Annotated in this window: 22 protein-coding genes, 1 pseudogene and 1 riboswitch; of the genes and pseudogenes, 3 read left to right on the plus strand and 20 right to left on the minus strand. The window is 71.0% G+C overall.

Features of this window, described 5'->3' with window-relative positions; translation table 11 throughout:
• Positions 1-3: 3 nt before the first annotated feature.
• The 4 genes from ACFV9D_RS26570 to rlmN form a co-directional block, all read right to left on the minus strand.
• Entirely contained in the window at positions 4-1,032 is a 1,029-nt protein-coding gene (locus ACFV9D_RS26570) for an ABC transporter ATP-binding protein (RefSeq protein ID WP_385151175.1), read from the minus strand.
• Positions 1,032-2,645, minus strand: coding sequence for an ABC transporter permease (locus tag ACFV9D_RS26575; protein ID WP_385151375.1), 1,614 nt, complete (start codon positions 2,643-2,645; stop codon positions 1,032-1,034). The genes ACFV9D_RS26570 and ACFV9D_RS26575 overlap by 1 nt, the downstream gene beginning before the upstream one ends.
• A gap of 38 nt (positions 2,646-2,683) precedes the next feature.
• The gene (locus ACFV9D_RS26580; RefSeq protein WP_385151378.1) at positions 2,684-3,769 is read right to left on the minus strand and encodes a thiamine ABC transporter substrate binding subunit; all 1,086 of its coding nucleotides are present in this window, start codon (positions 3,767-3,769) and stop codon (positions 2,684-2,686) included.
• A gap of 96 nt (positions 3,770-3,865) precedes the next feature.
• A riboswitch (TPP riboswitch) is annotated at positions 3,866-3,975 on the minus strand.
• A 27-nt stretch (positions 3,976-4,002) separates the two neighbouring features.
• Positions 4,003-5,109 (minus strand): 23S rRNA (adenine(2503)-C(2))-methyltransferase RlmN, encoded by a 1,107-nt coding sequence (gene rlmN, locus ACFV9D_RS26585; protein ID WP_385151178.1) that lies wholly within the window; start codon positions 5,107-5,109, stop codon positions 4,003-4,005.
• Between the two features lie 367 nt (positions 5,110-5,476).
• Between rlmN and ACFV9D_RS26590 the strand changes: the two genes are divergently transcribed.
• Complete coding sequence (locus ACFV9D_RS26590) at positions 5,477-6,751, plus strand: hypothetical protein (RefSeq protein WP_385151181.1); 1,275 nt, start codon at positions 5,477-5,479, stop codon at positions 6,749-6,751.
• A gap of 48 nt (positions 6,752-6,799) precedes the next feature.
• Here ACFV9D_RS26590 and ACFV9D_RS26595 read toward each other — a convergent pair whose 3' ends face one another.
• A complete protein-coding gene (locus ACFV9D_RS26595) occupies positions 6,800-7,738 on the minus strand; it encodes a sigma-70 family RNA polymerase sigma factor (protein ID WP_385151184.1) in 939 nt (312 codons plus the stop codon).
• 10 nt (positions 7,739-7,748) lie between these two features.
• The gene (locus ACFV9D_RS26600) at positions 7,749-8,939 is read right to left on the minus strand and encodes an NAD(P)/FAD-dependent oxidoreductase (RefSeq protein WP_385151187.1); all 1,191 of its coding nucleotides are present in this window, start codon (positions 8,937-8,939) and stop codon (positions 7,749-7,751) included.
• Positions 8,940-9,206: 267 nt separating this feature from the next.
• On the opposite strand from ACFV9D_RS26600, the gene ACFV9D_RS26605 reads away from it, so the two are divergent.
• Positions 9,207-9,956, plus strand: coding sequence for a class I SAM-dependent methyltransferase (locus ACFV9D_RS26605; protein WP_385151381.1), 750 nt, complete (start codon positions 9,207-9,209; stop codon positions 9,954-9,956).
• 51 nt (positions 9,957-10,007) lie between these two features.
• Here the strand turns inward: ACFV9D_RS26605 and ACFV9D_RS26610 are convergent, their stop codons facing one another.
• The 6 genes from ACFV9D_RS26610 to rpsB form a co-directional block, all read right to left on the minus strand.
• Positions 10,008-11,624, minus strand: a complete 1,617-nt coding sequence (locus tag ACFV9D_RS26610; protein ID WP_385151190.1) for an MFS transporter — start codon at positions 11,622-11,624, stop codon at positions 10,008-10,010.
• A 161-nt stretch (positions 11,625-11,785) separates the two neighbouring features.
• On the minus strand, positions 11,786-12,874 hold the full coding sequence (locus ACFV9D_RS26615; protein ID WP_385151193.1) for a phosphatidate cytidylyltransferase: 1,089 nt from the start codon (positions 12,872-12,874) through the stop codon (positions 11,786-11,788).
• Positions 12,874-13,431, minus strand: coding sequence for a ribosome recycling factor (gene frr / locus ACFV9D_RS26620; RefSeq protein WP_137993093.1), 558 nt, complete (start codon positions 13,429-13,431; stop codon positions 12,874-12,876). Before frr ends, ACFV9D_RS26615 begins: the two co-directional genes overlap by 1 nt.
• A gap of 100 nt (positions 13,432-13,531) precedes the next feature.
• On the minus strand, positions 13,532-14,296 hold the full coding sequence (gene pyrH, locus ACFV9D_RS26625; RefSeq protein ID WP_329115390.1) for a UMP kinase: 765 nt from the start codon (positions 14,294-14,296) through the stop codon (positions 13,532-13,534).
• Positions 14,297-14,454: 158 nt separating this feature from the next.
• A complete protein-coding gene (gene tsf / locus ACFV9D_RS26630) occupies positions 14,455-15,291 on the minus strand; it encodes a translation elongation factor Ts (protein WP_385151196.1) in 837 nt (278 codons plus the stop codon).
• A gap of 121 nt (positions 15,292-15,412) precedes the next feature.
• Positions 15,413-16,318 carry a 30S ribosomal protein S2 gene (gene rpsB, locus ACFV9D_RS26635; RefSeq protein WP_385151199.1) on the minus strand — a complete coding sequence of 302 codons (906 nt, stop codon included), beginning with the start codon at positions 16,316-16,318 and terminating at the stop codon, positions 15,413-15,415.
• A 257-nt stretch (positions 16,319-16,575) separates the two neighbouring features.
• Here rpsB and ACFV9D_RS26640 point away from each other — a divergent pair, with 257 nt between their 5' ends.
• Positions 16,576-17,043 (plus strand): M23 family metallopeptidase, encoded by a 468-nt coding sequence (locus ACFV9D_RS26640; RefSeq protein WP_385151202.1) that lies wholly within the window; start codon positions 16,576-16,578, stop codon positions 17,041-17,043.
• Between the two features lie 48 nt (positions 17,044-17,091).
• Here the strand turns inward: ACFV9D_RS26640 and ACFV9D_RS26645 are convergent, their stop codons facing one another.
• From ACFV9D_RS26645 to lepB, 8 genes and pseudogenes are all read right to left on the minus strand, one after another.
• On the minus strand, positions 17,092-17,649 hold the full coding sequence (locus ACFV9D_RS26645) for a TetR/AcrR family transcriptional regulator (RefSeq protein ID WP_385151384.1): 558 nt from the start codon (positions 17,647-17,649) through the stop codon (positions 17,092-17,094).
• A gap of 53 nt (positions 17,650-17,702) precedes the next feature.
• The gene (gene whiG, locus ACFV9D_RS26650) at positions 17,703-18,539 is read right to left on the minus strand and encodes an RNA polymerase sigma factor WhiG (protein WP_385151205.1); all 837 of its coding nucleotides are present in this window, start codon (positions 18,537-18,539) and stop codon (positions 17,703-17,705) included.
• Between the two features lie 239 nt (positions 18,540-18,778).
• Positions 18,779-20,035: a DNA-processing protein DprA gene (gene dprA / locus ACFV9D_RS26655; protein WP_385151208.1), complete on the minus strand. Its 1,257-nt coding sequence runs from the start codon at positions 20,033-20,035 to the stop codon at positions 18,779-18,781.
• Positions 20,032-21,645, minus strand: coding sequence for a YifB family Mg chelatase-like AAA ATPase (locus tag ACFV9D_RS26660; RefSeq protein ID WP_385151211.1), 1,614 nt, complete (start codon positions 21,643-21,645; stop codon positions 20,032-20,034). The genes dprA and ACFV9D_RS26660 overlap by 4 nt, the downstream gene beginning before the upstream one ends.
• Positions 21,645-22,007: pseudogene (locus ACFV9D_RS26665) on the minus strand (YraN family protein); the annotation flags it as partial. The pseudogene ACFV9D_RS26665 and the gene ACFV9D_RS26660, both read right to left, overlap by 1 nt.
• A gap of 171 nt (positions 22,008-22,178) precedes the next feature.
• Positions 22,179-22,487: a DUF2469 domain-containing protein gene (locus ACFV9D_RS26670; protein WP_005311352.1), complete on the minus strand. Its 309-nt coding sequence runs from the start codon at positions 22,485-22,487 to the stop codon at positions 22,179-22,181.
• 55 nt (positions 22,488-22,542) lie between these two features.
• Positions 22,543-23,040: an NUDIX hydrolase gene (locus ACFV9D_RS26675; protein ID WP_385151214.1), complete on the minus strand. Its 498-nt coding sequence runs from the start codon at positions 23,038-23,040 to the stop codon at positions 22,543-22,545.
• A gap of 98 nt (positions 23,041-23,138) precedes the next feature.
• Entirely contained in the window at positions 23,139-23,885 is a 747-nt protein-coding gene (lepB, locus tag ACFV9D_RS26680; protein WP_385151217.1) for a signal peptidase I, read from the minus strand.
• Positions 23,886-23,946: the final 61 nt, after the last annotated feature.

A 23,946-nucleotide genomic window follows, 5' to 3' on the forward strand; every position in this document is an offset into this window, starting at 1 on the left:
ATGTCACTTCTCGCCCCCCGCGAGGACCACGACCTCGTCGGCGGCGAAGGTCACTCCCACCTCCGCGCCCTCCTCCGGAGCACCCCGGAGTGCGCACTCCGCTTCCAGGGGCGGGCCTTCGGCCGGGCGCAGCAGGACGGCGACATGCGTACCGCGGAACGTACGGGCCTCGACGGTGCAGACCAGACCGTCCGCCGGCGCCACGATGCGGACACCGCCCGGGCGTACGAGGACCTCCCTCGTACCCTGGGCCGATCCGTCCGGTACCGGGATCTTGCCCCACACGGTGTCGGCGGCCGCGCCGCTGACCGTCCCCGGCACGACGTTGTCGAATCCGAGGAAGCGCGCCACGAAGGCGGAGGCCGGCCGCTGCCAGACCTCCAGCGGGGTTCCGGACTGGGCGATCCCGCCGTCCCGCATGACCACGACCCGGTCGGCGAGTGCGAAGGCCTCGCCCTGGTCATGGGTGACGGCGAGCACCGTCGTACCCAACCGCCCGAAGAGACTGCGCAGTTCGACCACGAGCCGTTCCCGGAGGCCACGGTCGAGCTGGCCGAGCGGTTCGTCCAGCATGAGGAGCCGGGGCCGTGGGGCGAGGGCGCGGGCGAGCGCCACGCGCTGCTGCTCGCCGCCGGAGAGCGAGGCTACGGCGCGCCGTCCGGCGCCCGGCAGCCCGACGAGCTCCAGCAACTCCCCCACCCGCTCGTCCCGTTCGGCCCTGCCCACGCCGTGCATGCGCAGCCCGAAGGCGACGTTGCCGCCGACGTCCCGCTGCGGGAAGAGCTGATGGTCCTGGAACATCAGCCCGACCCCGCGCCGGTGCGCGGGCACCCCGGTCTGGTCCGTGCCGCCGAGCAGCACCCGGCCGCCGTCGAGCCTCTGCAGTCCGGCGACGGCCCGCAGCAGCGTGGACTTGCCGCTGCCGCTCGGCCCGAGCACACATACGATCTCGTGCTCGGCGACCGCCAGGTCCACCGAGTCGAGCACGGCCCGCTCTCCGAACCGTACGGTCGCGCCCTCGAGCGTCAGCATCAGAACTCCCCGGAGGTGCGGTCGGTGCGGAGCCGTTCGAGCAGCAACAGCGCCACCGCGCAGACCACCATCAGAATCGTCGAAAGGGCCATTGCCTGGCCGTAGTTGAGCTCTCCCGGCCGGCCGAGCAGCCGGGCGACGGCGACCGGCAGCGTCGGATTGTCGGGCCGGGCGATGAACACGGTCGCGCCGAACTCTCCGAGCGACACGGCGAAGGCGAACCCGGCCGCGATGAGCAACGCCCGGCGCACCAGCGGCAGATCGACCTCGCGCCAGGCCCGCAGCGGCGAGGCGCCGAGCACGGCCGCCGCCTCCCGCAGTCGTTCGTCGACCGCGCGGAGCACGGGCAGCATCGTCCGGACGACGAAGGGCACACCGACCAGCGCCTGCGCGAGCGGCACGAGGATCCAGCTGGCGCGGAGGTCGAACGGCGGCTCGTCCAGGGTGATCAGGAAGCCGAAGCCCACCGTCACCGCCGACACCCCGAGCGGCAGCATGAGCAGCGCGTCGAAGCCGCGCACGAGCCGCCCGGCTCGCCGGGTGAGGGCCGCGGCCGCGAGTCCGCCGATGACGAGGGCGATGGCGGTGGCCACGACGGCGTACCGGAGCGAGTTCCCGATCGTGTCCAGCAGGGGCACGAGGAAGGTGCCGGAGGGGTCCGTGGACTGCAGGGCCCGGTAGTAGTCGAGTCCGTATCCGTGGGAGGTGGCGAAGGACCGCTCGACGAGGACGCCGAGCGGCAGCACGAGCAGCAGCGCGACGGAGACGAGGACGCCCGCGAAGAGTGCCCACTGGCCGAGCCCACTGGGCCGACGGGCGGTCTGCTCGGGCGCGACCAGCTTCAGTGCCGTCTCCCGCCGACGTACGGTCCGGGCGTGCACGGCGAGGACCACGCCCACGGCGACGAACTGCACCATCGTCAGCACGGCGGCCGTCGTCAGGTCGAAGCGGTCGACCGTCTGCCGGTAGATCTCCGTCTCCAGCGTGGAGTACGTGGATCCGCCGAGGATCTGGACGACGGCGAAGGAGCTCGCGGTGAAGAGGAACACCATCAGCGCGGCCGCGGCGACGGAGGGCGCGAGCGCCGGCAGGGTCACGGTCCGCCAGGCGGTCCACCGCGAGGCGCCGAGGACCCGGGCGGCCTCCTCCTGGCGCGGGTCGAGCTGCGCCCACAGGCCGCCGACGGTCCGTACGACGACGGCGTAGTTGAAGAAGACATGGGCGAGGAGGATCGCCCAGACGGTGGTGTCCAGACGGACACCCCACCAGTCGTCGAGGAGCCCGCCACGCCCGACGAGCGCCAGGAAGGCCGTACCGACCATGACGGTCGGCATCACGAAGGGCACGGTGACGACGGCGCGCAGGAGCCCCTTGCCGCGGAAGTCGAAGCGGGCGAAGACGTACGCGCCGGGCAGCGCGATCAGCAGGGTCAGCCCGGTGGAGGCGAGGGCCTGCCAGAGCGTGAACCAGAGGACGTCGAGGATCTCCGGCCGGCTCAGCGTCTCGCCGAACCGGCCGAACTGCCACGTCCCGTCGACCCGCAGCCCGCGCTCGACGATCGAGGCGACGGGCCAGGCGAAGAAAAGCGCGAAGAAGGCGACGGGCAGGACCATCAGGCCGAGCCGCGCCGCGCTTCCCCGGCGGTCGGGAACTACTTCAGTACGAGCGACGACCACTGCTGGATCCACTGGTCACGGTTCGCGGCGATCTTCTCGGGCGCCATGGTCTGCGGCTTGTCGATCACGACACCGTGCTTCGTGAAGAGCTCGGGCAGTGCGGCGTCCTTCGTCACCGGGTTGACGAACATCTGCAGCGGCATGTCCTCCTGGAACTTCTTGGAGATCAGGAAGTCGATGAGCGCCTTGCCGCCCTCGGGGTTCTTCGCCCCGTTCAGCAGACCGGCGAACTCGATCTGCCGGAAGCAGGTGCCGGTGGAGACCCCGGTGGGGGCGTCCTTGGGCTGCGGCTCCGAGTAGAGGACCTCGACCGGCGGGCTGGAGGCGTACGAGACGACCAGCGGACGGTCCCCCTTCGCCTGCTTGCCGCCGGCGGAGCCGGAGAACTCCTGGTTGTAGGCGAGCTCCCAGCTGTCGACGGTCTTCACGCCGTTGGCCTTGAGCTTCTTCCAGTAGTCCTGCCAGCCCTCGTCGCCGTACTGCGCGGCGGTCCCGAGGAGGAAGCCGAGGCCCGGGGAGGACTTCTCGGGGTTCTCGACCACGAGCAGGTTCTTGTACTCCGGCTCGGCCAGGTCGTCGAAGGTCTGCGGAGGCGCGAGCTTCTTGTCGGCGAAGTACTTCTTGTCGTAGTTGACGCAGATGTCGCCGGTGTCGATCGGGGTGACGCGGTGCTCCTTGTCGAGCTGCACCGCCGCCGGCACCTGGTCCAGGCCCTTCGCCTCGTACGGGACGAAGATCCCGTTGTCGAGGGCGCGGGAGAGCAGGGTGTTGTCGACGCCGAAGAAGACGTCACCCTGCGGGGAGCCCTTGGTCAGGATCTCCTTGTTGACGGCCACGCCGGCGTCGCCGCTCTTGAGCACCTTGACGGTGTAGCCGGTCTGCTTCTTGAACTCCGCCAGGACCTCCTTGGAGGCGTTGAAGGAGTCGTGGCTGACGAGGGTGACGGTCTTGTTCGAACCCGTGCCCGTCCCCGTACCCGTCCCGCCCGGCTTCTCCTCGGATCCGCCGCATGCGGCGAGGGTGGCGACCCCCAGGGCGGCGGCGATCGCCACCGCGCCCATCTTCTTCGTGCTCACTGGAATTCCTCCTGGGTATGTCCAGGAAGAGACGCGGCCCTGCCCGCGGCCGTGATCATGGCCGCGGGCAGGGCGCTACAGCTCGAGTAACGACCGAACTTCCTACCCAGAATGACCTGGGCGAGGTTCAGAGGGTCTGCGGCCTGACGGTGCCGCACTCTCAGCGCTGTGGCGCTCCCCTGTCGGAATATGCATATGTTCGAGCTCAGACTACAAGGTCAGCGTTCCGACGCCGCCAGCTGTCCACAGGCACCGTCGATCTCCTGCCCGCGGGTGTCACGGACGGTGACCGGGACACCGTGAGCGGCGATGGCCTCGACGAAGGCCTTCTCGTCCTCGGGACGGGAGGCGGTCCACTTCGAGCCGGGCGTCGGGTTCAGCGGAATCAGGTTCACATGGACCCGCTTGCCCTTGAGAAGCCGTCCGAGCAGGTCACCACGCCAGGCCTGGTCGTTGATGTCGCGGATCAGGGCGTACTCGATGGAGATCCGGCGGCCGGACTTCTCGGCGTACTCCCAGGCGGCGTCGAGGACCTCGCGGACCTTCCAGCGCGTGTTGACGGGCACGAGGGTGTCGCGGAGCTCGTCGTCGGGCGCGTGCAGCGAGACGGCGAGACGGCACTTGAAGCCCTCGTCGGCGAAGCGCAGCATCGCGGGCACGAGACCGACCGTGGAGACGGTGATCCCGCGCTGCGAGAGCCCGAGCCCGTCCGGCTCGGGGTCGGTGAGCCGACGGATGGCGCCGACGACCCGCTTGTAGTTGGCGAGCGGCTCGCCCATGCCCATGAAGACGATGTTGGACAGCCGCGCGGGCCCGCCGGGCACCTCGCCGTCGCGCAGGGCGCGCATGCCGTCGACGATCTGGTGCACGATCTCGGCCGTCGACAGGTTCCGGTCGAGCCCGGCCTGCCCGGTGGCGCAGAACGGGCAGTTCATCCCGCAGCCGGCCTGCGAGGAGATGCACATGGTGACCCGGTCCGGGTAGCGCATGAGCACGGACTCGACGAGCGTGCCGTCGTGCAGCTTCCACAGGGTCTTACGGGTGGTGTCGTCGTCGCACGAGATGTGCCGGACCACGGACATCAGGTCGGGCAGCAGCTCCCCCTGCAGCTTCTCGCGCGCGGAGGCGGGGATGTCGGTCCACTCGGCGGGGTCGTGGGCGTACCGCGCGAAGTAGTGCGTGGACAGCTGCTTGGCGCGGAACGGCTTCTCGCCGATCGCGGCGACGGCCTCCTTGCGCTCGGCGGGCGTGAGGTCGGCAAGGTGCCGCGGCGGCTTCTTGGCTCCGCGGGGGGCGACGAAAGTGAGTTCTCCGGGCTTGGGCATGGTGGTACCAGTGTCGCAGACGGAGCGTGGTGGCCCGGGGCGGAAGCCACGGGAGGCGGTCGTCATGGGTCGTCCACCTCCCGACCGGCCCCGCGCGGCCCTGTCAGTGGCCGTGTCTACCTCGGCGGAGACATCCGACGCCGCGTCCGAGGCCCCCACCTGCTGGCGACCGGCCCGGGCCGCTCGACGCGCTGTTCCGGCCCGGGACGCGTGTGACCGACGGGTACCACCCCGAGATGACCGTCGTGGAGCCGCGCCTGGGTGACCCGTACGGACACCACGGCGGACATCACGGTGGCCGAACGTGACGTTGTGGCCGACGGCCCCCGCAGGGCGTGGTCAGTGGCCGGGGCTACTGTGCTGACGCATGAAGATCGAATCTCTTCTCGAGGACCTGGAGAGCGACGACGCCGCACGCGCGGAGGCCGCGGCCGTACGGCTGGCGGCGGAGGCCGACAGCGTGGTGCCGACGCTGCTGCGGGGTCTGGCCGGTGTGCAGCGCACCGCCGATCTGGAGCCGGTCATGCGGGTGTTGAGGCGCATCGGGCCGCCGGCCTTCGACGCCCTGCTGGCGGCGTGGCGCCGGAAGGAGGTGACGGACTGGCAGGCGGGCCGGCTCCTCGGGGTGTTCGACGAGCGCTCCGCCGACCAGTACGCGGCCCTGGCCGCCGATCCGAACTACGGCACGTCGGGCAAGGGCTTCCGGGGGCTCTTCAGGCTGCGGACGGACTCCGATGCCGGACTGCGGGCCCTGGTGGACGCCTACGCACGAGGCCGCCTCGTCCCCTACACGGCTTCCGACTACGCCCGCCTGCTGCACGACTCCTTCCGGCCGCGGCTGCGCGCCCTGCGTCGCGACCCGGCCGCGTCCCCGAGGATCCGGCGGGGTGCGATGGCGGCGCTGGTCGCGGGCGGCGGCGCCGACGCCCTCGACGGCCGCGACCGCGCGGCGATCGAGCGGCTGATCCGGGTGAAGATCCCGCACGAGACCCCGACGCTCCCCTCGTCGACCCTCAGCGGCTGCTGGATGGCCGTGCCCGGGGCGTCGTACGAGGGCGTCTTCGAGGCCCTGGACCTGCACGACCGGCAGCCCGTCACGGTCTCCGCCGGCGTCCGCGCGGCGGAGAGCCGTGGGATCCGGGTACCCGGGCAGGACGGCGCCGGCCGCACCGTGGGGCGGGCCTTCGTCACCCCGGAGGTGGACGGCTGGCGCCTTGTCTTCGGTCCCTTCGACCTGCTCGTCGGCGACTCCTGGGACGACATGATCGAGACGGTCGAGCGGGTCAGCGTCCATTGCGGCCAGGCCCAGTTCTTCTTCCTGGACGACGCGGGCGGCGCCGACGTGTGGATGGTCGCCGAGAACGGCCGGGTGATCCGTCGGTACGCCGCCGAGAGCGACCCCGAATGGGAGGGCGAGCCCCTGCCGTGGGAGACCCTCGCGGTCCACGACCCCGACTTCGACCCCGAGTACGACGAAGCCCCACCCAACGCGGGCACCACGGGCGCCCGGTCCGCCTGCGGGTACCTCTCGGTCGACCCCGGCGAGGTCGGCCCGGACACCGAGGTGCGCGGCCACGGCTGGCTGGCCCTCACCGCACCGGGCGTCGGCCACGGCGCGTTCCCGGGGACGCTCCCCATCTGAGGCGCCGTCCTCGCTCCGATTCAGGTCACTGGATTCCGATGGCTCCGGTCACCATGCGCTGATGACCGGCGCGTCGGGTTCGTGCCGCCGCCAGGCCTCGTTGAGGCGCCCGAGCCGGTCCGCGGCCGCGATACCGCGCAGGGACGCGACCTTGCCGTCGCTGACTTCGAACGCCACGGCGCCCACGACCCGGTCGTCGACCACGGCGAGGACGGCCGGGGAGCCGTTGACCAGCGCGATATGCATCGCGGGCGAGCCGCCGGCCAGCCGCCGCTTCGCCGGGGTGGGCTTGAAGCCGGCCCGCACGTAGGAGGCGATGCGCTCGCGCGTCTCGTACCGCAGCAGCCGCCTGGCCAGTCCGGCGCCGTCCGAGACCGCCGTCACGTCGTCCGTGAGCAGCGCCACCAGCCGTTCGGTGCGCCCCGACACGGCGGCGGCGAGGAACTCCTCGACGACCCGGCGCGCGGTCGCGGGGTCCACCTCGTCGCCGCCGCGGCGCTCGGCGGCGACCCGGCGACGGGCCCGGTGGACATGCTGCTGGCTGGCGGACTCGGTGATGTCGAGGATCCCGGCGATCTCGGCGTGGGGGTACGAGAAGGCCTCGCGCAGGACGTAAGCGGCCCGCTCGACCGGCGAGAGGCGCTCCATGAGGGTCAGTACGGCCAAGGACACCGATTCGCGCTGCTCGAAGGTGTCGGCTGGGCCGAGCATCGGGTCCCCCTCGAGGAGCGGCTCGGGCAGCCAGTCCCCGACAGCGCGCTCATGGCGCGCCTGCGCCGAGCGGAGCCGGTCGAGGCAGAGATGGGTGACGACCTTGGTCAGCCATGCCTCCGGCACCTCGACCTGTTCGCGGTCCGCGGCCTGCCAGCGCAGGAACGTGTCCTGCACGGCGTCCTCGGCGTCGGCCGCCGAGCCGAGCAGACGGTACGCGAGCGAGGCCAGCCGGCCCCGGCTGGCCTCGAACCGATCGAGGGCTGCGGTGTCCATGCGGAGCAGCCTATGCGGCGGCCCTCGCACCGGCCCGGTCAGGCGCGGTGGCCAGGCGGCGCTTGCGCTTCGGCATGCCGAAGGTCGGGTGGGCGATGCCGAACCCGGCTCCCTTGAGCACGCCCGACTTGAGCCGCGCGGCGGTCCGGCCGCCCAGGTACCAGGACTTCGACCGGGCGTCCTCGTCCACCATCTGGAAGATCGCGTCCCGCCGCCCGAGGCTGATGTGGTTGCCGTGGTACTTCAGCCCGGTGGTCGGGACCGCGCTGCCCGTCAGGCGCGCGATGATCGCGGCGGTCGCCTGCATGTTGGTGAAGCCGGCCGAGGCGCAGGACATCGGCAGCGGCCGGCCGTTCTCGCCGATCGCGTAGGCGCAGTCACCGGCGGCGTAGACGTCCGGGTGCGAGACCGAGCGCATGGTGCGGTCGACGACGATCTGGCCGGTCTCGGCGACCTCCAGACCGCCGGCGGCCGCGAGGGGGTGCACGGCGAAGCCGGCCGCCCACACGGTCACGTCGGCCGGGATGGACGTACCGTCGGCGGCGATCGCCCGTGTCGGCTCGACGGCTTCGATGCCGGTGTGCTCGTGGACGGTGATGCCGAGCCGGTCGAAGGCCTGGCGCAGGTGACGGCGGGCCTTCGGGGAGAGCCAGGCGCCCAGCTCGCCGCGGGCGGCGAGCGCGACCGAGAGGTCGGACCGGGACTCGGCGAACTCGGTGGCGGTCTCGATGCCGGTCAGCCCCTCACCGACGACCAGCACGGTGCCGCCCTCGCCCAGGCCGGCCAGGCGCTCGCGCAGACGCAGCGCCGAGGACCGGCCGGTCACATCGAAGGCGTACTCGGCCACGCCGGGGACGCCATGGTGGGCCACGGAGCTGCCGAGCGCGTAGAGAAGCGTGTCGTACGCGAGCTCGCCGTCGCCGTCCTCGCCGGTCAAGGCGACGGTCCTGCGCTCGGGATCGACGCCGGTGACACGCGCCAGGCGCAGCCGCACCCCGGTGCCCGCGAATACGTCGGCGAGCTTGCGGAACGCGAGGTCCTGGCCGCTGGCGAGCTGGTGGAGCCGCATCCGCTCGACGAAGTCGGGCGCGGCGTTGACGACGGTGATCTCGGTGTCGGAGGGGGAGAGCCGGCGGGCCAGGTTTCCGGCGGCGAAGGCCCCGGCGTATCCGGCGCCGAGTACGACGATGCGGTGCTTCATGGCGTTGCTCCTGTCTCGTTCGCGTGCCCCTTTGACGAGACAGCGCCCCGATTGCTGACAGGAGCCGGGTGTGACGCGGGTCACCGAGCCGAGTTGCACTTCCTGCACCCGCTCGTACGCGCAGCCGGGACGGCGTCCGGATCTTTGTGGTTTCTGCCAGTACGACGCTCTGTCGAGATGTGGAGAGACTGCCCAACAGAGGCCGCGGCGCGCCCCGAGAACGGGGGCCGAGGCCAGGACATGACCAAGCACGGGGAGGACAGCACGATGAGCAAGCAGCAGTACGACGAGATCGGTGAGGCGTTCGAGGGCTTCAAGGCCCTGCCGCTGGTGCAGTACGGGGAGGTGCCGAGCTTCCTGGCCATGGTGGGGGACGTGAGCGGCAAGTCAGTCCTCGATCTGGCCTCCGGCACCGGCTTCTACAGCAGGGAGTTCAAGCGGCGCGGTGCCACCGACGTGCTCGGAATCGACATCTCCGGCGAAATGGTGGCCGTGTCCCAGAAGTTGGAGGAGCGCGACCCGCTGGGCGTGCGCTACGAGGTCGGTGACGTGGCCGAACTGCGGCCGCTCGAGGAGCGCTTCGACGTCGCCCTGGGGGTCCAGCTGCTCAACTACGCCGAGGACATCGCCGCCCTGGAGCGGATGTGCCGCAACGTGCACCGGAGCCTGGTCCCCGGCGCCGAGTTCTTCGTGTTCTGCCAGTCGCCCGACTACCGCTTCGACGGGCCGCCCCTGGACAAGTACGGCTTTCGCACCGAGCTGACCGGCGAGGAGGCCGAGGCCGGACCGCGTGTGAGGACCACGGCGCTGCTCGAACCGCCGATCGGGCCGGTCTCGTTCGTCTCCACCCTCCCTCGCCGCGAGGTCTACGAACAGTGCCTGCGGGCGGCCGGGTTCAGCGAGGTGACCTGGGTCCCGCTCGAGATCTCCGAGGCCGGTGTGCACAAGCACGGTGCGGACTACTGGGCGGACGCTCTCGGCAACCTGCCACTGACGATGCTGCGCTGCCGCGCCTGACGGCTCCGCCTCCTGGCCCGCCCGATCGGACGCCGGGTCGCCGGGTCGCCGTCATGCGCCCGGTCGGCCCGGCTGCGTCCGGGGGATCCGCGAGGTGAAGAACAGCGCCAGGACGGAGGCGAGCGCGAGGATCGCCAGGGCGGCCCGCAGACCGTCGAGCCTGGCCTCGGCGTTCGCCTCCAGTGCCGCTCCGGCCACCTCCGGGCTCGTCCCCGCCTCGTCGAGGGCCGCCTCGAGCTGGGCGTCCGAGACGAAGGGCACCCCGCTGGCGAGTTCGACCGTGGCCTGGTTCTTGACCTCCGCCGGAATCGCCGCGTTCTGCTCGACGCTCGTCAGGAAGGACGCCGTGAGCGCGGCGATCATGAGCGACCCGGCCAGTGCCGTACCGATCGAGGCACCCAGGTTGGTGACGGCGTTCTGGACGCCGCCGACCTCCGCGCTCTGCCGGTCCGGTACGGCGGAGACGGTGACCGAGCCGAGTTGGGAGGCCAGCGCGCCCATGCCGAGGCCGATCAGCAGCAGGGGGACGGTGACGATCTCCGCTCCGGCGTCGGCGTCGAGCGCGGCCATCAGGGCGATCGCTCCCGCGAGCAGCGCGAGCACCCCGAGCCGCACGACCCGCCGCGGTGAGACGTCCGGGAAGAAACGAGGGATCAGGATCGCGGCCGCCAGCAGGGTCATCGACAGCGGCAGGATGCGGGCGCCCGTCGCGAGCGCGGACAGGCCCAGGGCGATGGACAGGTAGAGCGGTACGACGAAGAAAACGCCCATCTGCACGAGGTACTGGAAGAAGAACATCGTCAGACCCCCGGTGAGCTGCCTGTTCTCCAGCATGGCCGGATCGACGAGCGGCTCCCGGCCGCGCTTCACGAGCCGGGCTTCCCAACGGAGGAAGAGCCAGACCAGGAACAGACCCGCCAGCATCAGCCACACGGTCAGCGAGGCACCCAGCCACGAGGGCGCGTCCGGCTTCGGCCGGAACCAGCCCCACTCCCCCGAGCGGAGAACGCCGTAGACGAAGGTCCCGAGCCCGAGGGCGGACAGGAGCGCACCGACGAGGTCGATCCGCGGGCGTTCCTCGCTCACCGCCTCGGCGATGCGGCGGGCGAACACCAGAATGACGAGCACCACCAGGACCTCGCCGGCGAAGACCCAGCGCCAGGAGAAGTAGGTCGTGGCGACACCACCGATGAGCGGCCCGAGCGCGATGGCCACGGCCCCCGCGGCCGCCACGATTCCGTACGCGGCGGCGCGGCGCTCCGTGCTGAAGTTCCCCGCCACGAGACCCACGATCGCGGGCAGGATCAGCGCCGCACCGACCCCTTCGAGGAACGACCAGCCGAGCAGCAGCACGGGGAGGTTCGGTGCGAGCGCCGTGACCAGGGACCCGCAGCCGTACACCGCGCAACCGATCATGAACGCGCGCCTGCGGCCGATCAGCACCCCGACCTTGCCCCCGGGGATCATGAGCATCGCCATCACCAGCGTGTAGGCCGTGATGGCGCCCTGGATCCCGGTCACCGTCGTCCCCACGTCCTCGGCCACCGTCGCGATCGAGACGTTCATGACGGAGCTGTCGAGCGCCATCAGGAACTGGCCGGCCGCGAGCGTCAGCAGGACGGACCGCGCCCCCGCCCGCTCCCCCGCACTACCTCCCCTGACTGTCATGGGCGAATTGTTCCAGTTGCCCGCCTCGCGGACCCTCGACCCGCCGTGACCCTCCACCGCATGGCGGGCGGGAACGAGGCCGGGGCGGCCGGGGAGCAGGCGTACGAAGAAGGGCCCGCCGCCCCCAGGGGGACGACGGGCCCTTCACCAGCAGACGCGTGTCAGGTCGTACCGACGAAGACCACGAACAGCAGCCAGACCACCGGAGCCGTCGGCAGCAGCGAGTCGAGCCGGTCCATGATGCCGCCGTGCCCCGGCAGCAGCGTGCCCATGTCCTTGATGCCGAGATCGCGCTTGATCATCGACTCGCCGAGGTCGCCGAGCGTCGCACTCGCCGCCACCGCAAGGCCGAGCAGCAGACCCTGCCACCACGTGCCGTCGTCGATCAGGAACTGCATGCAGAGTGCGCCCGCCGCCATCGCGAACGTCACGGCCCCGACCAGGCCCTCACGGGTCTTGCCCGGGCTGATCCGCGGAGCCAGCTTGTGCTTGCCGAAGCGCCAGCCGATGGCGTACGCGCCGGTGTCGCTGACCACCGTCAGCACCAGGAAGGTGAGCACCCGCTGCGGCCCGTCGTCGGCCGTCAGCATCAGCGCGACGAACGTCGCCAGGAACGGTACGTAGAAAGCCGCGAAGACGCCCGCCGTGACGTCCTTCAGGTAGCCCTCGGGGGGCTCCGTCATGCGCCACACCAGCACCGCCAGGGCGGTCAGGGCCATGGCGACCCAGGCCCCCTCCGCACCGCGGACGTACCCGGCCACGACCATCGCCGCGCCGCCGACGGCGAGCGGGACGAGCGGAGCCTTGATGCCCTTGCGCTCCTGGAGACGGGTGGTGAGCTCCCACAGTCCGACCACGACCGCGACCGCTATGACTCCGACGAACGCGGCCTTCCAGATGAACAACGACGCGATGATGACGGCGCCGAGCCCGACCCCGACCCCTATGGCCGCGCCCAAATCGCGCCCCGCGCTCTTCTTCGGAGCCGGGGGCGCGGGCTGGGACGGGCTGGACATGGGCTCCTGCGGGTGCTCGTTCGGCGTCTCGTCACGGAACAGGGGACCGCTCGGCTGAGCGGCCCCCCGGTCATGGTCGTCCTGGTGATCGCCGGCGGGGACGTCGGGCACGATGGGCATGGGCCGAGTCTGCGCCGCCTGCAGCCCATCGTATGCGGGACCCGCCGGGGCAGGCCCCTGGTCGGGCCCCCAGTAGCCGGAACCGGCCGGGGCCCCCCAGGAAGAGTCGTTCATCAGACCTCGAGCAGCTCGGCTTCCTTGTGCTTGAGCAGCTCGTCCACCTGCGCGACGTACTTCGCGGTGGTGTCGTCGAGCTCCTTCTCGCCGCGGCGGCCCTCGTCCTCGCCGACCTCGCCGTCCTTGACCAGCTTGTCGATGGTCTCCTTGGCCTTGCGGCGGACGGAACGGATGGAGATCTTCGAGTCCTCGGCCTTGGACTTGGCGACCTTGATGTACTCGCGGCGGCGCTCCTCGGTGAGCTCCGGGAACACCACACGGATGATGTTGCCGTCGTTGCTCGGGTTGACGCCGAGGTCCGAGTCACGGATCGCCTGCTCGATGTTGCGCAGCGCGCTCTTGTCGAACGGGGTCACCACTGCCATGCGCGGCTCGGGCACCGAGAACGACGCCAGCTGATTGATCGGCGTGATGGCACCGTAGTAGTCGGCCACGATCTTGTTGAACATCGCCGGGTGCGCACGGCCGGTGCGGATCGCGGCGAAGTCCTCCTTGGCGACCACGACGGCCTTCTCCATCTTCTCCTCGGCCTCGAGGAGGGTCTCTTCGATCACCACTTGCTCCTGCGTGTCGTCGCGTCTTGTCCTGCACGGTGTACGACCGGCAGGGCTCTGTCCATCCCCTCGCGGGGAGGTACCCGGTTCGAGCCGAGGCTCAGGCCCGGGTGCCCTGGTCGCTCACGAGAGTGCCGATCTTCTCACCCTTCACCGCGCGCGCGATATTGCCCTCGGCGAGCAGTTCGAAGACGAGGATCGGGAGATTGTTGTCGCGGCACAGCGTGATGGCGGTGGCGTCGGCGACCTTGAGGTCGCGGGAGAGCACCTCGCCGTACTCCAGCGCGTCGAACTTCACCGCGTCGGGGTTGGTCTTCGGGTCGGAGTCGTAGACCCCGTCCACGCCGTTCTTGCCCATGAGCAGGGCCTCGGCGTCGATCTCCAGGGCACGCTGGGCGGCCGTGGTGTCGGTGGAGAAGTACGGCATGCCCATACCGGCACCGAAGATGACCACGCGGCCCTTCTCCAGGTGGCGCACGGCGCGCAGCGGGATGTACGGCTCCGCGACCTGGCCCATGGTGATGGCGGTCTGGACGCGGGAGTCGATGCCTTCCTTCTCCAGGAAGTCCTGGAGGGCGAGGCAGTTCATGACGGTGCCGAGCATGCCCATGTAGTCGGAGCGCGCGCGGTCCATGCCGCGCACCTGCAGCTCGGCGCCGCGGAAGAAGTTTCCGCCGCCGATCACGACCGCGATCTCCGCTCCGTCGCGGACGACCGCGGCGATCTCGCGCGCGATTTTGTGCACGACGTCGGGGTCGACGCCGAGCGCGCCGCCGCCGGCGAATGCCTCGCCGGACAGCTTCAGCATGAAGCGGCCGGCCTTTTTGCCGTGGATGTCATCGCCCTGTGCGGCGGACTGGTTCATGGAGCTCTCCTCGTGCACATACGACGAAGGCCATTGCCGGTGGGTCCTTGCGGTTTCCCGTACGGCAATGGCCTCCTCGTCAGATCTGCGGTCGTCCTACGCGAGCGCGGACGACTGCTTCAGACCCTACCGGGGTCCGGTGTCCGTTGCGTACGGACTCAGATGCCGACCTTGATGCGCGTGAAGCGCTTCAGGGTGACACCGGCCTCGTCCAGGATCTGCTGGACGGACTTCTTGTTGTCCAGCGCGTACGGCTGGCCGAGCAGCGTGGCGTCCTTGAAGAAGCCGTTGACGCGACCCTCGACGATCTTCGGGAGCGCGGCCTCGGGCTTGCCCTCGGCGCGGGTGGTCTCCTCGGCGACGCGACGCTCGGTCTCGACGACCTCGGCCGGAACGTCCTCACGGGTGAGGTACTTCGGCGCGAAGGCGGCGATGTGCTGCGCGACACCCTTGGCGATCTCGGCGTTCTCCTTGTCGAACTCGACGAGAACACCGATCTGCGGGGGCAGGTCGGGCATGGTGCGGTGCATGTAGGCGGAGACGTAGCCGTCGGCGTACTGCGCGAAGCGGTCGAGGACGATCTTCTCGCCGAGGTTCGCGTTGGCCTCGTCGACGTACGCCTGGACCGTCTTGCCGGGCTCGATCTCGGACGCGAGCAGCGCCTCGAGGTCGGCCGGGGAGGTGGCGGCGACGTGGGCGGCGAGCGCGTTGGCGACGGCCTGGAACTTGTCACCCTTGGCGACGAAGTCCGTCTCGCACTTCAGCTCGACGAGGACACCGGAGGTGTTGTCGTCGGCGATGAGGGAGACGACGGCGCCGTTCTCGGCAGAACGGCCCTCGCGCTTGGCGACGCCCTTCTGACCCTTGATGCGCAGGGCCTCGACGGCCTTGTCGACGTTGCCGTCGGCCTCGTCCAGAGCCTTCTTGCAGTCCATCATGCCGGCGCCGGTGAGCTCACGGAGCTTCTTGACGTCAGCGGCGGTGTAGTTCGCCATGAGTCTGAGTTTCTCTCTCGAAGTCTGAAAGATCTACGGGTGGACGGCGGGGGCAACGCGCCCCCGCCGTCGACATCCGAAACAACCAACCGGACCCGACCGGTCAAGGCCGGGCCGTGGGTCAGGCCTGCTCGGCCTCGGCGGCCGGAGCCTCGACGGCCTCGACGGCCTCGGGGGCCGCAGCAGCCTCGGCGTCGGCGACCTTCTCGGTCTCGGCAGAGGTCTGGACCTCGGCCTCGTCAGCCTTCTTCTCACCCTCGAGCAGGTCGCGCTCCCACTCGGCGAGCGGCTCGCCCGCGGCCTTCTCGCCCGGCTTCGAGTCGCCGGTCGCGGCGCCGGAGCGGGCGATGAGGCCCTCGGCGACGGCGTCGGCGATCACGCGGGTGAGCAGGGTGACGGAGCGGATCGCGTCGTCGTTGCCCGGGATCTTGTAGTCGACCTCGTCGGGGTCGCAGTTGGTGTCGAGGATCGCGACGACCGGGATGTGGAGCTTGCGCGCCTCACCGACGGCGATGTGCTCCTTCTTGGTGTCGACGATCCAGACGGCGCTCGGCACCTTCTGCATCTCGCGGATACCACCGAGGGTCTTCTCCAGCTTGGCCTTCTCGCGGGAGAGGACCAGGAGCTCCTTCTTGGTGAGGCCGGAGGCGGCCACATCCTCGAAGTCGATCTGCTCGAGCTCCTTGAGGCGCTGCAGACGCTTGTAGACGGTGGAGAAGTTGGTGAGCATGCCACCGAGCCAACGCTGGTTGACGTACGGCATGCCGACGCGCGTCGCCTGCTCGGCGATGGCCTCCTGGGCCTGCTTCTTCGTACCGACGAACATGATGGAGCCGCCGTGGGCGACGGTCTCCTTGACGAACTCGTAGGCGCGGTCGATGTACGACAGCGACTGGAGCAGGTCGATGATGTAGATGCCGTTGCGCTCGGTGAAGATGAAGCGCTTCATCTTCGGGTTCCAGCGACGGGTCTGGTGACCGAAGTGGACGCCGCTCTCCAGCAGCTCCCGCATCGTGACGACGGCCATGGCCGTATCTCCTTGATTTTCTCGGTTATGTCCTGACGCCCCGACGCGCCGTGCCACGAGGGACCGAAAAGGCGCTGCCACGACCGGTGAGGGTTGAGTGGCGGGGCGTGCGAAGTCGACCCGGTGACCCGGATCGCCATAGGAAGTGTACGGGACCCGGGGGGCGCCGGGTGACGGCGCTGTCCACAACCGGCCGGTATTCCACAGATACCGACCATGATCCCCATGAATCGGGCGCCTGCAGGAGCGTGATCCCCATGCACCTCACGACACTGCTCCTGATGGCCGCCCTGATCTGGCCGGTGGGACCACCCCGCCCCGAGATCGTCCGCGGCTGGGAACCTCCGGCCGGCCCGTACGGCCCCGGTCACCGCGGCCTCGACCTGGCCGCCCCACCGGGGACCCCGATCCACGCGGCGGCGTCCGGCACCGTCACCTTCGCGGGCCGCGTGGCGGGCCGCGGAGTCCTGACGATCACCCTGCCGGGCACCGGGGACCCACCCCTGCGCACCACCTACGAACCGGTGGACCCACTGGTCACGGCGGGCACCACGGTCACCCGCGGCGACCCGGTGGCCACCCTCGCACCCCCACCGACCGCGGACCCGCACTGCCCGGAGTCCTGCCTGCACTGGGGCCTGCTGCGCGGCGACACGTACCTGAACCCCCTGCTCCTCCTCCACCAGGGCCCGTCGAGGCTGCTGCCGGTGACAGGCGTGCCCTGACCGAGGGCGGACCGCAGTCGGGGGGGCGGGGAGGGAGGGGGCGGGGGGTCAGCCCCCGACGCCCCGGAGCGCCATGGCGACCGCGGCCTCGGCGATGTCGTCCGGGGCTTCCGCCGCTCCCAGCTCGATGCGGCGTACGGCCGCGTCCACCACACCCTGGAGGAGCATCGCGCCGAGGCGGGGCTGGGCCTGGCCCAGGTCCGCGAGGGCTTCGACGATCATGGCGACGAGGCCGCCGTGGGCGGCGCGGATCTTCTCGCGGGCGCCGTCGTCGAGCTCGCTCGCGGAGATCGCGACAACCGCCCGGTGGCGGCGGTCCCCCACGAGCTCCAGCTGCTTGCGTACGTACGCCTCGACCTTGCCCTCGGCCGTGTCGGCCTCGGCCATCGCCGCCTCGACCTCGGCCGCCCAGACGGGGAAGTCGACGGCGCACAGCTCCTCGACGACGGCCGCGCGGGAGCGGAAGTACTCGTACACCGAGGAGCGGGCGAGGCCCGTGCGCTCGGCGAGGGCGGGGAAGGTCAGCGCTTCCGTACCGCCTTCGGACAGCAGGGATCGCGCGGCGTCCAGCAGGGCGCCGCGCTGCATCGTCCGGTGCTCGGCCACACTGGCCGCTCGAATCCTGGGCACGGCTCCACTGTACGACTGGCCTCGCGGCGTCAGCGTCCTACATCGGCCAGCTTGGCGCGCAGCTGCAGGACCGACTTGGTGTGGATCTGGCTGACCCGGCTCTCGGTGACGCCGAGGACGTGGCCGATCTCGGCGAGGGTGAGGCCCTCGTAGTAGTACAGCGTGACGACGGTCTTCTCGCGCTCCGGGAGCGTGTTGATGGCCCGGGCGAGCAGCCGTCTCAGCTCGCGGTCCTCGGCGACCTCGACCGGGTTGTCGGCGGCCGTGTCCTCCAGCGTGTCCATGAGCGACAGCCGGTCGCCGCCCTCGCCGCCGACGTGCAGCAGCTCTTCGAGTGCCACGACGTTCGCCAGGGACAACTGGCTGAAAACTGCGTGCAGTTCCTCCAGCGCGATGCCCATTTCGGCGGCGACCTCACCCTCGGAGGGGGTCCGCCTCAGCTGGGCCTCGAGGGTGGCGTAGGCGCGCTCGACGTTGCGTGCCTTCTGGCGGACGGAGCGGGGAATCCAGTCCAGGGCCCGGAGTTCGTCGATCATCGCGCCGCGGATGCGGGTGATGGCGTAGGTCTCGAACTTGATCGACCGCTCGACGTCGAACTTCTCGATGGCGTCGATCAGCCCGAAGACTCCGGAGGAGACGAAGTCGGCCTGTTCCACATTGGACGGCAGTCCGACGCTGACGCGACCGGCGACGTACTTCACGAGCGGCGAGTAGTGCAGGATCAGCTGCTCCCGCAGCCGCTCGTCGCCCGTGTCCTTGTACGACCGCCACAGCTCGTCGAGCGATGTCGGTGCGGGCGGTCGCACGGTGCCCCGGGCTGCTGGGGGCACCGCAGCGCGGTCAGACCCGGAGGTGTGCTGGGGCATGCGTTGCCTTGAGCCGTTCTGCTGTGGGGTGAGTCGGTGGGTGTGTCCGGTAGGGAATCCTGGTGAGCGTAGCGTGACTGGACTGTCGCGGTGAGCGAACCTCTGCGGATCGCGCCGGTCCGGGTGGGCACCCTCGTCCACATCTTCGAACCCGGGCCGTGGCGCGCGTCGGCCCCTCGGGTGCGGCCGAGAGAACTCGATTGTTCATCGGCATCACCTTTTCACCCGAATGCTCCAGGTCAAGTACCGCCTCGCCGCAGGTTCGCCCCTTCCGGGGGGCTGTTCGTCAACTGCCAGTCATCGCCTTGCCGTTCGACGAACCCCAGGGAGTGCAGTTCGTACAGCCTGACGAGAGTGTCGTCGGGGGTGGTGCCGGCTCGGTCGGCGATCTCGGGTGCGGGGGTGGGACGGCCGGCGGGGAGGGCTTCGAGGATGCGGGCGGTGTGCGGGTCGAGGAGGTCCCTGGGCAGGACGGGTCCTCGGCGGGCCGGGGCGAGCTGACCCATGTCGCCGACGAGTTCGATCACTTCGGCGGCGTCGGTGACGAGGGTGGCCTCTCCGCGCAGGAGTTCGTGGACGCCCGCGGAGAGGCCGCTGGTGACGGCGCCGGGGATGCCCATCGTGTGGCGGCCGAGGCGGTGGGCGCTGCGGGCGGTGACGAGGGAGCCGCTGCGGTACTCGGCCTCGACGACGACGGTGCCGCGGGTGAGGGCGGCGATGACGCGGTTGCGGAGGATGAATCTGCTCGGTGTGGGGTGACTTCCGGGTGGCAACTCCCCCACGACGAGACCCTGTTCGGCGATCCGGCCGATGAGCCCGGCGTGGCCGCGCGGGTACGGGACGTCGACGCCGCAGGCGAGGACGGCGACCGTGGCGCCCCGCGCGGCGAGGGCGCCTCTGTGGGCCGCGCCGTCGATGCCGAAGGCGGCGCCGGAGACGACGACCCAGCCGCGTTCGGCGAGTCCGGAGGCGAGGGTGGTGGCCATGTGCGCGCCGTAGGGGGTGCATGCGCGGGCGCCGACGACGGCGACGGAGCGCAGTGCCCAGGCGCGCAGGTCGGCGGGGCCCCGGATCCAGAGTCCGATCGGGCGGGCGTCGCCGAGGTCGTCGAGTTGCCGTGGCCATTCGGTGTCGCCGGGGACGACGAGCCGGCCGCCGTGCCGGGCGGCGGCGTCGAGGTCTCGTCGGGGTTCGACGGCCGCGGCACGCCGCCGCCATCCGTCGACTCGTTTCTCCCCCGTGCCCGGGAAGGCGCCCTCGCTTCGACCGGCGGTCCTGGCGGGGTCCCGGAGGCGCCGGAGGAAGCCCACGGCCCCGTACCGGCGGAGCCAGCGGCCGGCGTGTTCGTCGCCGGGCTCGACGATGCGGGTCAGGGCGGCACGGGCGAGGCGCTCCTCGTCGGGGGTGGCGCGGGGTGTTTCCTCCGGGGTGGCGCGGGGTGTTCCTTCGGTGGTGCGGGGCGCTTCCTCGGTGGTGTGGTCCGCCTCCGGAGTCATGAGAAGTCCCCCGCTCCGACGGGTACGCCTCGGGCGATGCCGGTGCGCAGTTGGAGGGCGAGGTCGACGTCGTGGACGTCGGGGCGGTCGTGTCCGGCGAGGTCGGCGACGGTCCAGGCGACACGGAGGACCCGGTCGAGTCCGCGCGCGGTGAGCATTCCGCGCTCGATGTCGCGTTCGGCGGCTGCGAGGGCTCCTGGGCCGACGACGTAGCGGGTCCGCAGTTCGTGTCCGGGGACTTCGCTGTTGACGTTCCAGGGGGTGTCGGCGAGGCGGGCGGCGGCGCGGGCGCGGGCTTCGCGGACGCGGTCGGCGACGGCGGCGGTGGGTTCGCCGCGGCCGCCCTGTCCGAGGAGGTCGGATCGGGTGACGGGTTCGGCTTCGACGCGCAGGTCGATGCGGTCGAGGAGCGGTCCGGAGAGTCGCGCCTGGTAGCGGCGGATGAGGGAGGCGGGGCATTCGCATCCGGCGCCGTGCAGGGTGTGCCGTCCGCAGGGGCAGGGGTTGGCCGCGAGGGCGAGCAGGAAGCGGGCGGGGAGTCGGACGACTCCGGCGGCGCGGGCGACGACGACGTGGCCGGATTCGAGGGGCTGGCGCAGGGCGTCGAGCGCTTTTCCGGAGAATTCGGGGGCTTCGTCGAGGAAGAGGACGCCTCGATGGGCCAGGGACACCGCGCCGGGGCGTGGGAGGCCGTTGCCGCCGCCGACGAGGGACTGCATGGTCGCGGAGTGGTGGGGTGCGCAGTAGGGGGCGCGGCGGACGAGGGGTTCGCCGGGCGGGAGGATGCCGGCGACGGAGTGGACGGCGGTGACTTCGAGTGACTCCTGTCGGGTGAGTGGGGGCAGGATGCCGGGGAGCCGTTCGGCGAGCATGGTCTTTCCGGCGCCGGGTGGTCCGGAGAGCAGGAGGTGGTGGCTGCCCGCGGCGGCGACTTCCAGGGCTCGGCGGGCGTTGTGCTGTCCGGCGACGTCGGCGAGGTCGGGTCCGTCGGCGGGATCGGCGGCGAGGCCGGTGCCGACGCCCGCGCCGGGAACGAGGAGGCCGGCGAGCATGGCGTCGGGGCGGCCTTCCTCTGCCGGTTCCTCCTCGGGGACGGGTTCGTCGGAGAGGACGGCGATGAGTTGGCGCAGGCTGCGGACGCCGAGGACGGACACGCCGGGGACGAGGGCGGCTTCGCCCGCGGTCTGTTCGGGGACGACGACCTGTTGGTAGCCGGCTTCTGCGGCGGCGAGGACGGCGGGCAGGACTCCGCGGACGGGCCGGACGCGGCCGTCGAGACCCAGTTCGCCGATGAGGACGAGGTCGGCGATCACCCTGGGGTCGATGCGCTCGGCGGCGCCGAGGACGGCCGCTGCGACTGCCAGGTCGAATCCTGATCCGCCCTTGGGGACGGATGCGGGGCTGAGGCCGACGGTGAGTTTCTTCTGGGGCCATTCGGCGTCCGAGTTGACGATGGCGGCGCGGACGCGGTCGCGGCTTTCGGTGAGGCTCTTGTCCGGGAGTCCGACGAGGGTGAAGGCGGCGACTCCGGCTTCGAGGTCGGCCTGGACCTCGACGACGACGCCTTCGACACCGACGAGGGCGACGGAGCAGGTGCGGGCGAATCCCATCAGGCCACCCCCTGGGCGTGGGTGACGACGGGGGCGCCGCGGCGTGGCAGGACGATGCCGATCAGGTCGATGCGGACGCCGCCGTCGGGCGGTGGTCCGCCGTGGCGGTCGAGCCAGCAGGCGGCGAGTCGTTTGAGCCGGTCGGCCTTGGTGGGCGTGACGGCGGCCATGGGGTGCTCGAAGGCGCCTTCGCGGCGCGTCTTCACCTCGCAGATGACGACGGTGTCGCCGTCGCGGGCGACGATGTCGATCTCGCCGGTGCGCCCGCAGCGCCAGTTCCGTGCGAGGACGGACATCCCAGTCTCGGTGAGCCGTCGGACGGCCAGCTCTTCCCCGTACCGTCCGAGTGCGTTCGTCGCGTTCGTTGCGTGCGTTGCGTTCGTTGCGTTCGTTGCGTGCGTTGCGTTCGTCGAGCTTGTCGGGTTCATTCGGTACCACCTCCGGTACCGACTGTGACGCCCCGCCACGCTCCGTGTGGATCACGGTGGACGGCCGCCCACCTGTGGACAACCGCCTCACCCTCCCGGGTGGTTTCAGCTGCCGGGGAGCTCCAGGTCGCTCTTGTTGAGCTCCTCGATGTTCACGTCCTTGAACGTGAGCACGCGGACCTGCTTGACGAACCTGGCCGGCCGATACATGTCCCAGACCCAGGCGTCGGCCATGGACACCTCGAAGAACACCTCGCCCTGGACCGAGTGCACCTGCATCTCGTAGTCGTTGGTCAGGTAGAAGCGCCGCTCGGTCTCGATCACGTATTTGAACAGCCCGACGACGTCGCGGTACTCCCGGTAGAGCTTCAGCTCCATCTCGGTCTCGTACTTCTCGAGGTCCTCGGCGCTCATGGCATGTTCCCCTTCAGCCGTGCGTCCACCTATTGTGCGCCAGTCGCTCGCACCGTTAAGCGATTTCCGGGGCGAGCACCACCGGCGCACTCGGCGGTCCCTCGTCGAGGAGCCTGTGGAGCAGCTCGGCGAGTCTGGTCGGGTACACCGTCTCACGCGCCGCCGACAGTTCGGCGGAGGTCCACCACCTCAGCCCCGCGACACTGCGCGCCTCCAGCTCCGTGAGCCCGCTCGGGGCCGTAGCAGTCTGGGTGGTTCGTGCCAGGTAGTACCACTCGTCCTGGTCCCAGCGCCGCCCGTCGAAGGGGAAGGAGCAGATCCGCTGCCAGATGACCGGCCCGAGTTCGACCTCCGTGATCCCGGTCTCCTCGACCAGCTCGCGCAGCGCCGCCTCCTCGCGGGTCTCCTCGCCCTCCAGGCCCCCGCCGGGCGTGAACCACCAGGTCTGATCCGGGTCGTCGGGCTCGTACCCGTGCATGAGCAGGATGCGGTCGTCGGGGTCGAGGAGCACGACGCGCGCCACCCGCCGCAGCTCCCGCCCGGGCTCGGCCACCGACCCGACAGCCCCAGCCGGCCCAACCGACCCAGCCTGCCCAACCGACCCGGCCGGCCCGTCAGGTACCGCCCGCCCAGTCGAAGCTTCCGTACCCGTCACGTGCTCACCGTCTCCTTGCGGGACCGCCGGTCGGCCCCGCCGCCCAGCCGCTGCGCCAGCGGCCCGTACGCGGCCCCGGCCAGGATCAGTACACACCCGGCGACGACCGCGTAGAAGAGCGGCATCACGGGACCGGGCTCCGAGACCCCGCCCGGCAGTGCCGCGAAGCCCTCCGGCCGCGCCAGAACACCGTCCATGGGCCAGGCGATGGCATCGACGCGGGCGACGACCGCGGAGCGCGGTACGGAACCCTGACCGGCGTCCTCGAGGTGGACCCGGGAGTCGAGCGAGTTGTGCCGCTCGTCGCCGAGGAGGAAGAGGCTCCCCTCCGGCACGGTCGCGGAGAACTCCTGGCCCGAGGCGGGAGCTCCGGGGCGCAGATACGTCTCCTCGACCGCCTTGCCGTTGACCGTGAGCCGCCCGTCCGCGTCACAGCAGGCGACCTTGTCGCCGCCGACGCCGACGACCCGCTTCACCATCGGCGAGTCGCCCCACAGCGAGTCCTTGAAGATGACGATGTCGCCGCGCCGCACCTCGTCGCCGTCGATGCGCTCCGCGAGGACCTTGGACCCGACGGCCAGGGTCGGGGTCATCGAGTCGGAGGGGACGCTGTACGGCTGGTAGAGGACGGCTCCCCAGGCGAATCCGCCGAGGAAGAGCACACAGCCGACGGCCACGACCAGCCCCGACAGCACGCTGCCGAGGCGGCCGCGGCCGCCGTCCGTTCGTATCGTTCCGCTCATCCCAGCGCTCCCCACCCTCAAGGTCGGTTCGTCGATCTGGGACGGCACCCTACCCGCGCGT

The organism is Streptomyces sp. NPDC059875 (assembly GCF_042731085.1).
GTDB lineage: Bacteria > Actinomycetota > Actinomycetes > Streptomycetales > Streptomycetaceae > Streptomyces.

Bases quoted from the DNA above. Each gene is read 5' to 3' on its own strand.
- dprA (WP_385151208.1), bottom strand. From the start codon at position 20,035: ATGACTCCGGAGGCGGACCACACCACCGAGGAAGCGCCCCGCACCACC.
- ACFV9D_RS26670 (WP_005311352.1), bottom strand. From the start codon at position 22,487: ATGAGCGCCGAGGACCTCGAGAAGTACGAGACCGAGATGGAGCTGAAG.
- tsf (WP_385151196.1), bottom strand. From the start codon at position 15,291: ATGGCGAACTACACCGCCGCTGACGTCAAGAAGCTCCGTGAGCTCACC.
- ACFV9D_RS26600 (WP_385151187.1), bottom strand. From the start codon at position 8,939: ATGAAGCACCGCATCGTCGTACTCGGCGCCGGATACGCCGGGGCCTTC.
- ACFV9D_RS26610 (WP_385151190.1), bottom strand. From the start codon at position 11,624: ATGACAGTCAGGGGAGGTAGTGCGGGGGAGCGGGCGGGGGCGCGGTCC.
- ACFV9D_RS26605 (WP_385151381.1), top strand. From the start codon at position 9,207: ATGAGCAAGCAGCAGTACGACGAGATCGGTGAGGCGTTCGAGGGCTTC.
- ACFV9D_RS26595 (WP_385151184.1), bottom strand. From the start codon at position 7,738: ATGGACACCGCAGCCCTCGATCGGTTCGAGGCCAGCCGGGGCCGGCTG.
- ACFV9D_RS26660 (WP_385151211.1), bottom strand. From the start codon at position 21,645: ATGGGATTCGCCCGCACCTGCTCCGTCGCCCTCGTCGGTGTCGAAGGC.
- ACFV9D_RS26580 (WP_385151378.1), bottom strand. From the start codon at position 3,769: ATGGGCGCGGTGGCGATCGCCGCCGCCCTGGGGGTCGCCACCCTCGCC.
- ACFV9D_RS26640 (WP_385151202.1), top strand. From the start codon at position 16,576: ATGCACCTCACGACACTGCTCCTGATGGCCGCCCTGATCTGGCCGGTG.
- rlmN (WP_385151178.1), bottom strand. From the start codon at position 5,109: ATGCCCAAGCCCGGAGAACTCACTTTCGTCGCCCCCCGCGGAGCCAAG.
- lepB (WP_385151217.1), bottom strand. From the start codon at position 23,885: ATGAGCGGAACGATACGAACGGACGGCGGCCGCGGCCGCCTCGGCAGC.
- ACFV9D_RS26570 (WP_385151175.1), bottom strand. From the start codon at position 1,032: ATGCTGACGCTCGAGGGCGCGACCGTACGGTTCGGAGAGCGGGCCGTG.
- ACFV9D_RS26615 (WP_385151193.1), bottom strand. From the start codon at position 12,874: ATGAACGACTCTTCCTGGGGGGCCCCGGCCGGTTCCGGCTACTGGGGG.
- pyrH (WP_329115390.1), bottom strand. From the start codon at position 14,296: ATGAACCAGTCCGCCGCACAGGGCGATGACATCCACGGCAAAAAGGCC.
- ACFV9D_RS26590 (WP_385151181.1), top strand. From the start codon at position 5,477: ATGAAGATCGAATCTCTTCTCGAGGACCTGGAGAGCGACGACGCCGCA.
- rpsB (WP_385151199.1), bottom strand. From the start codon at position 16,318: ATGGCCGTCGTCACGATGCGGGAGCTGCTGGAGAGCGGCGTCCACTTC.
- whiG (WP_385151205.1), bottom strand. From the start codon at position 18,539: ATGCCCCAGCACACCTCCGGGTCTGACCGCGCTGCGGTGCCCCCAGCA.
- ACFV9D_RS26575 (WP_385151375.1), bottom strand. From the start codon at position 2,645: ATGGTCCTGCCCGTCGCCTTCTTCGCGCTTTTCTTCGCCTGGCCCGTC.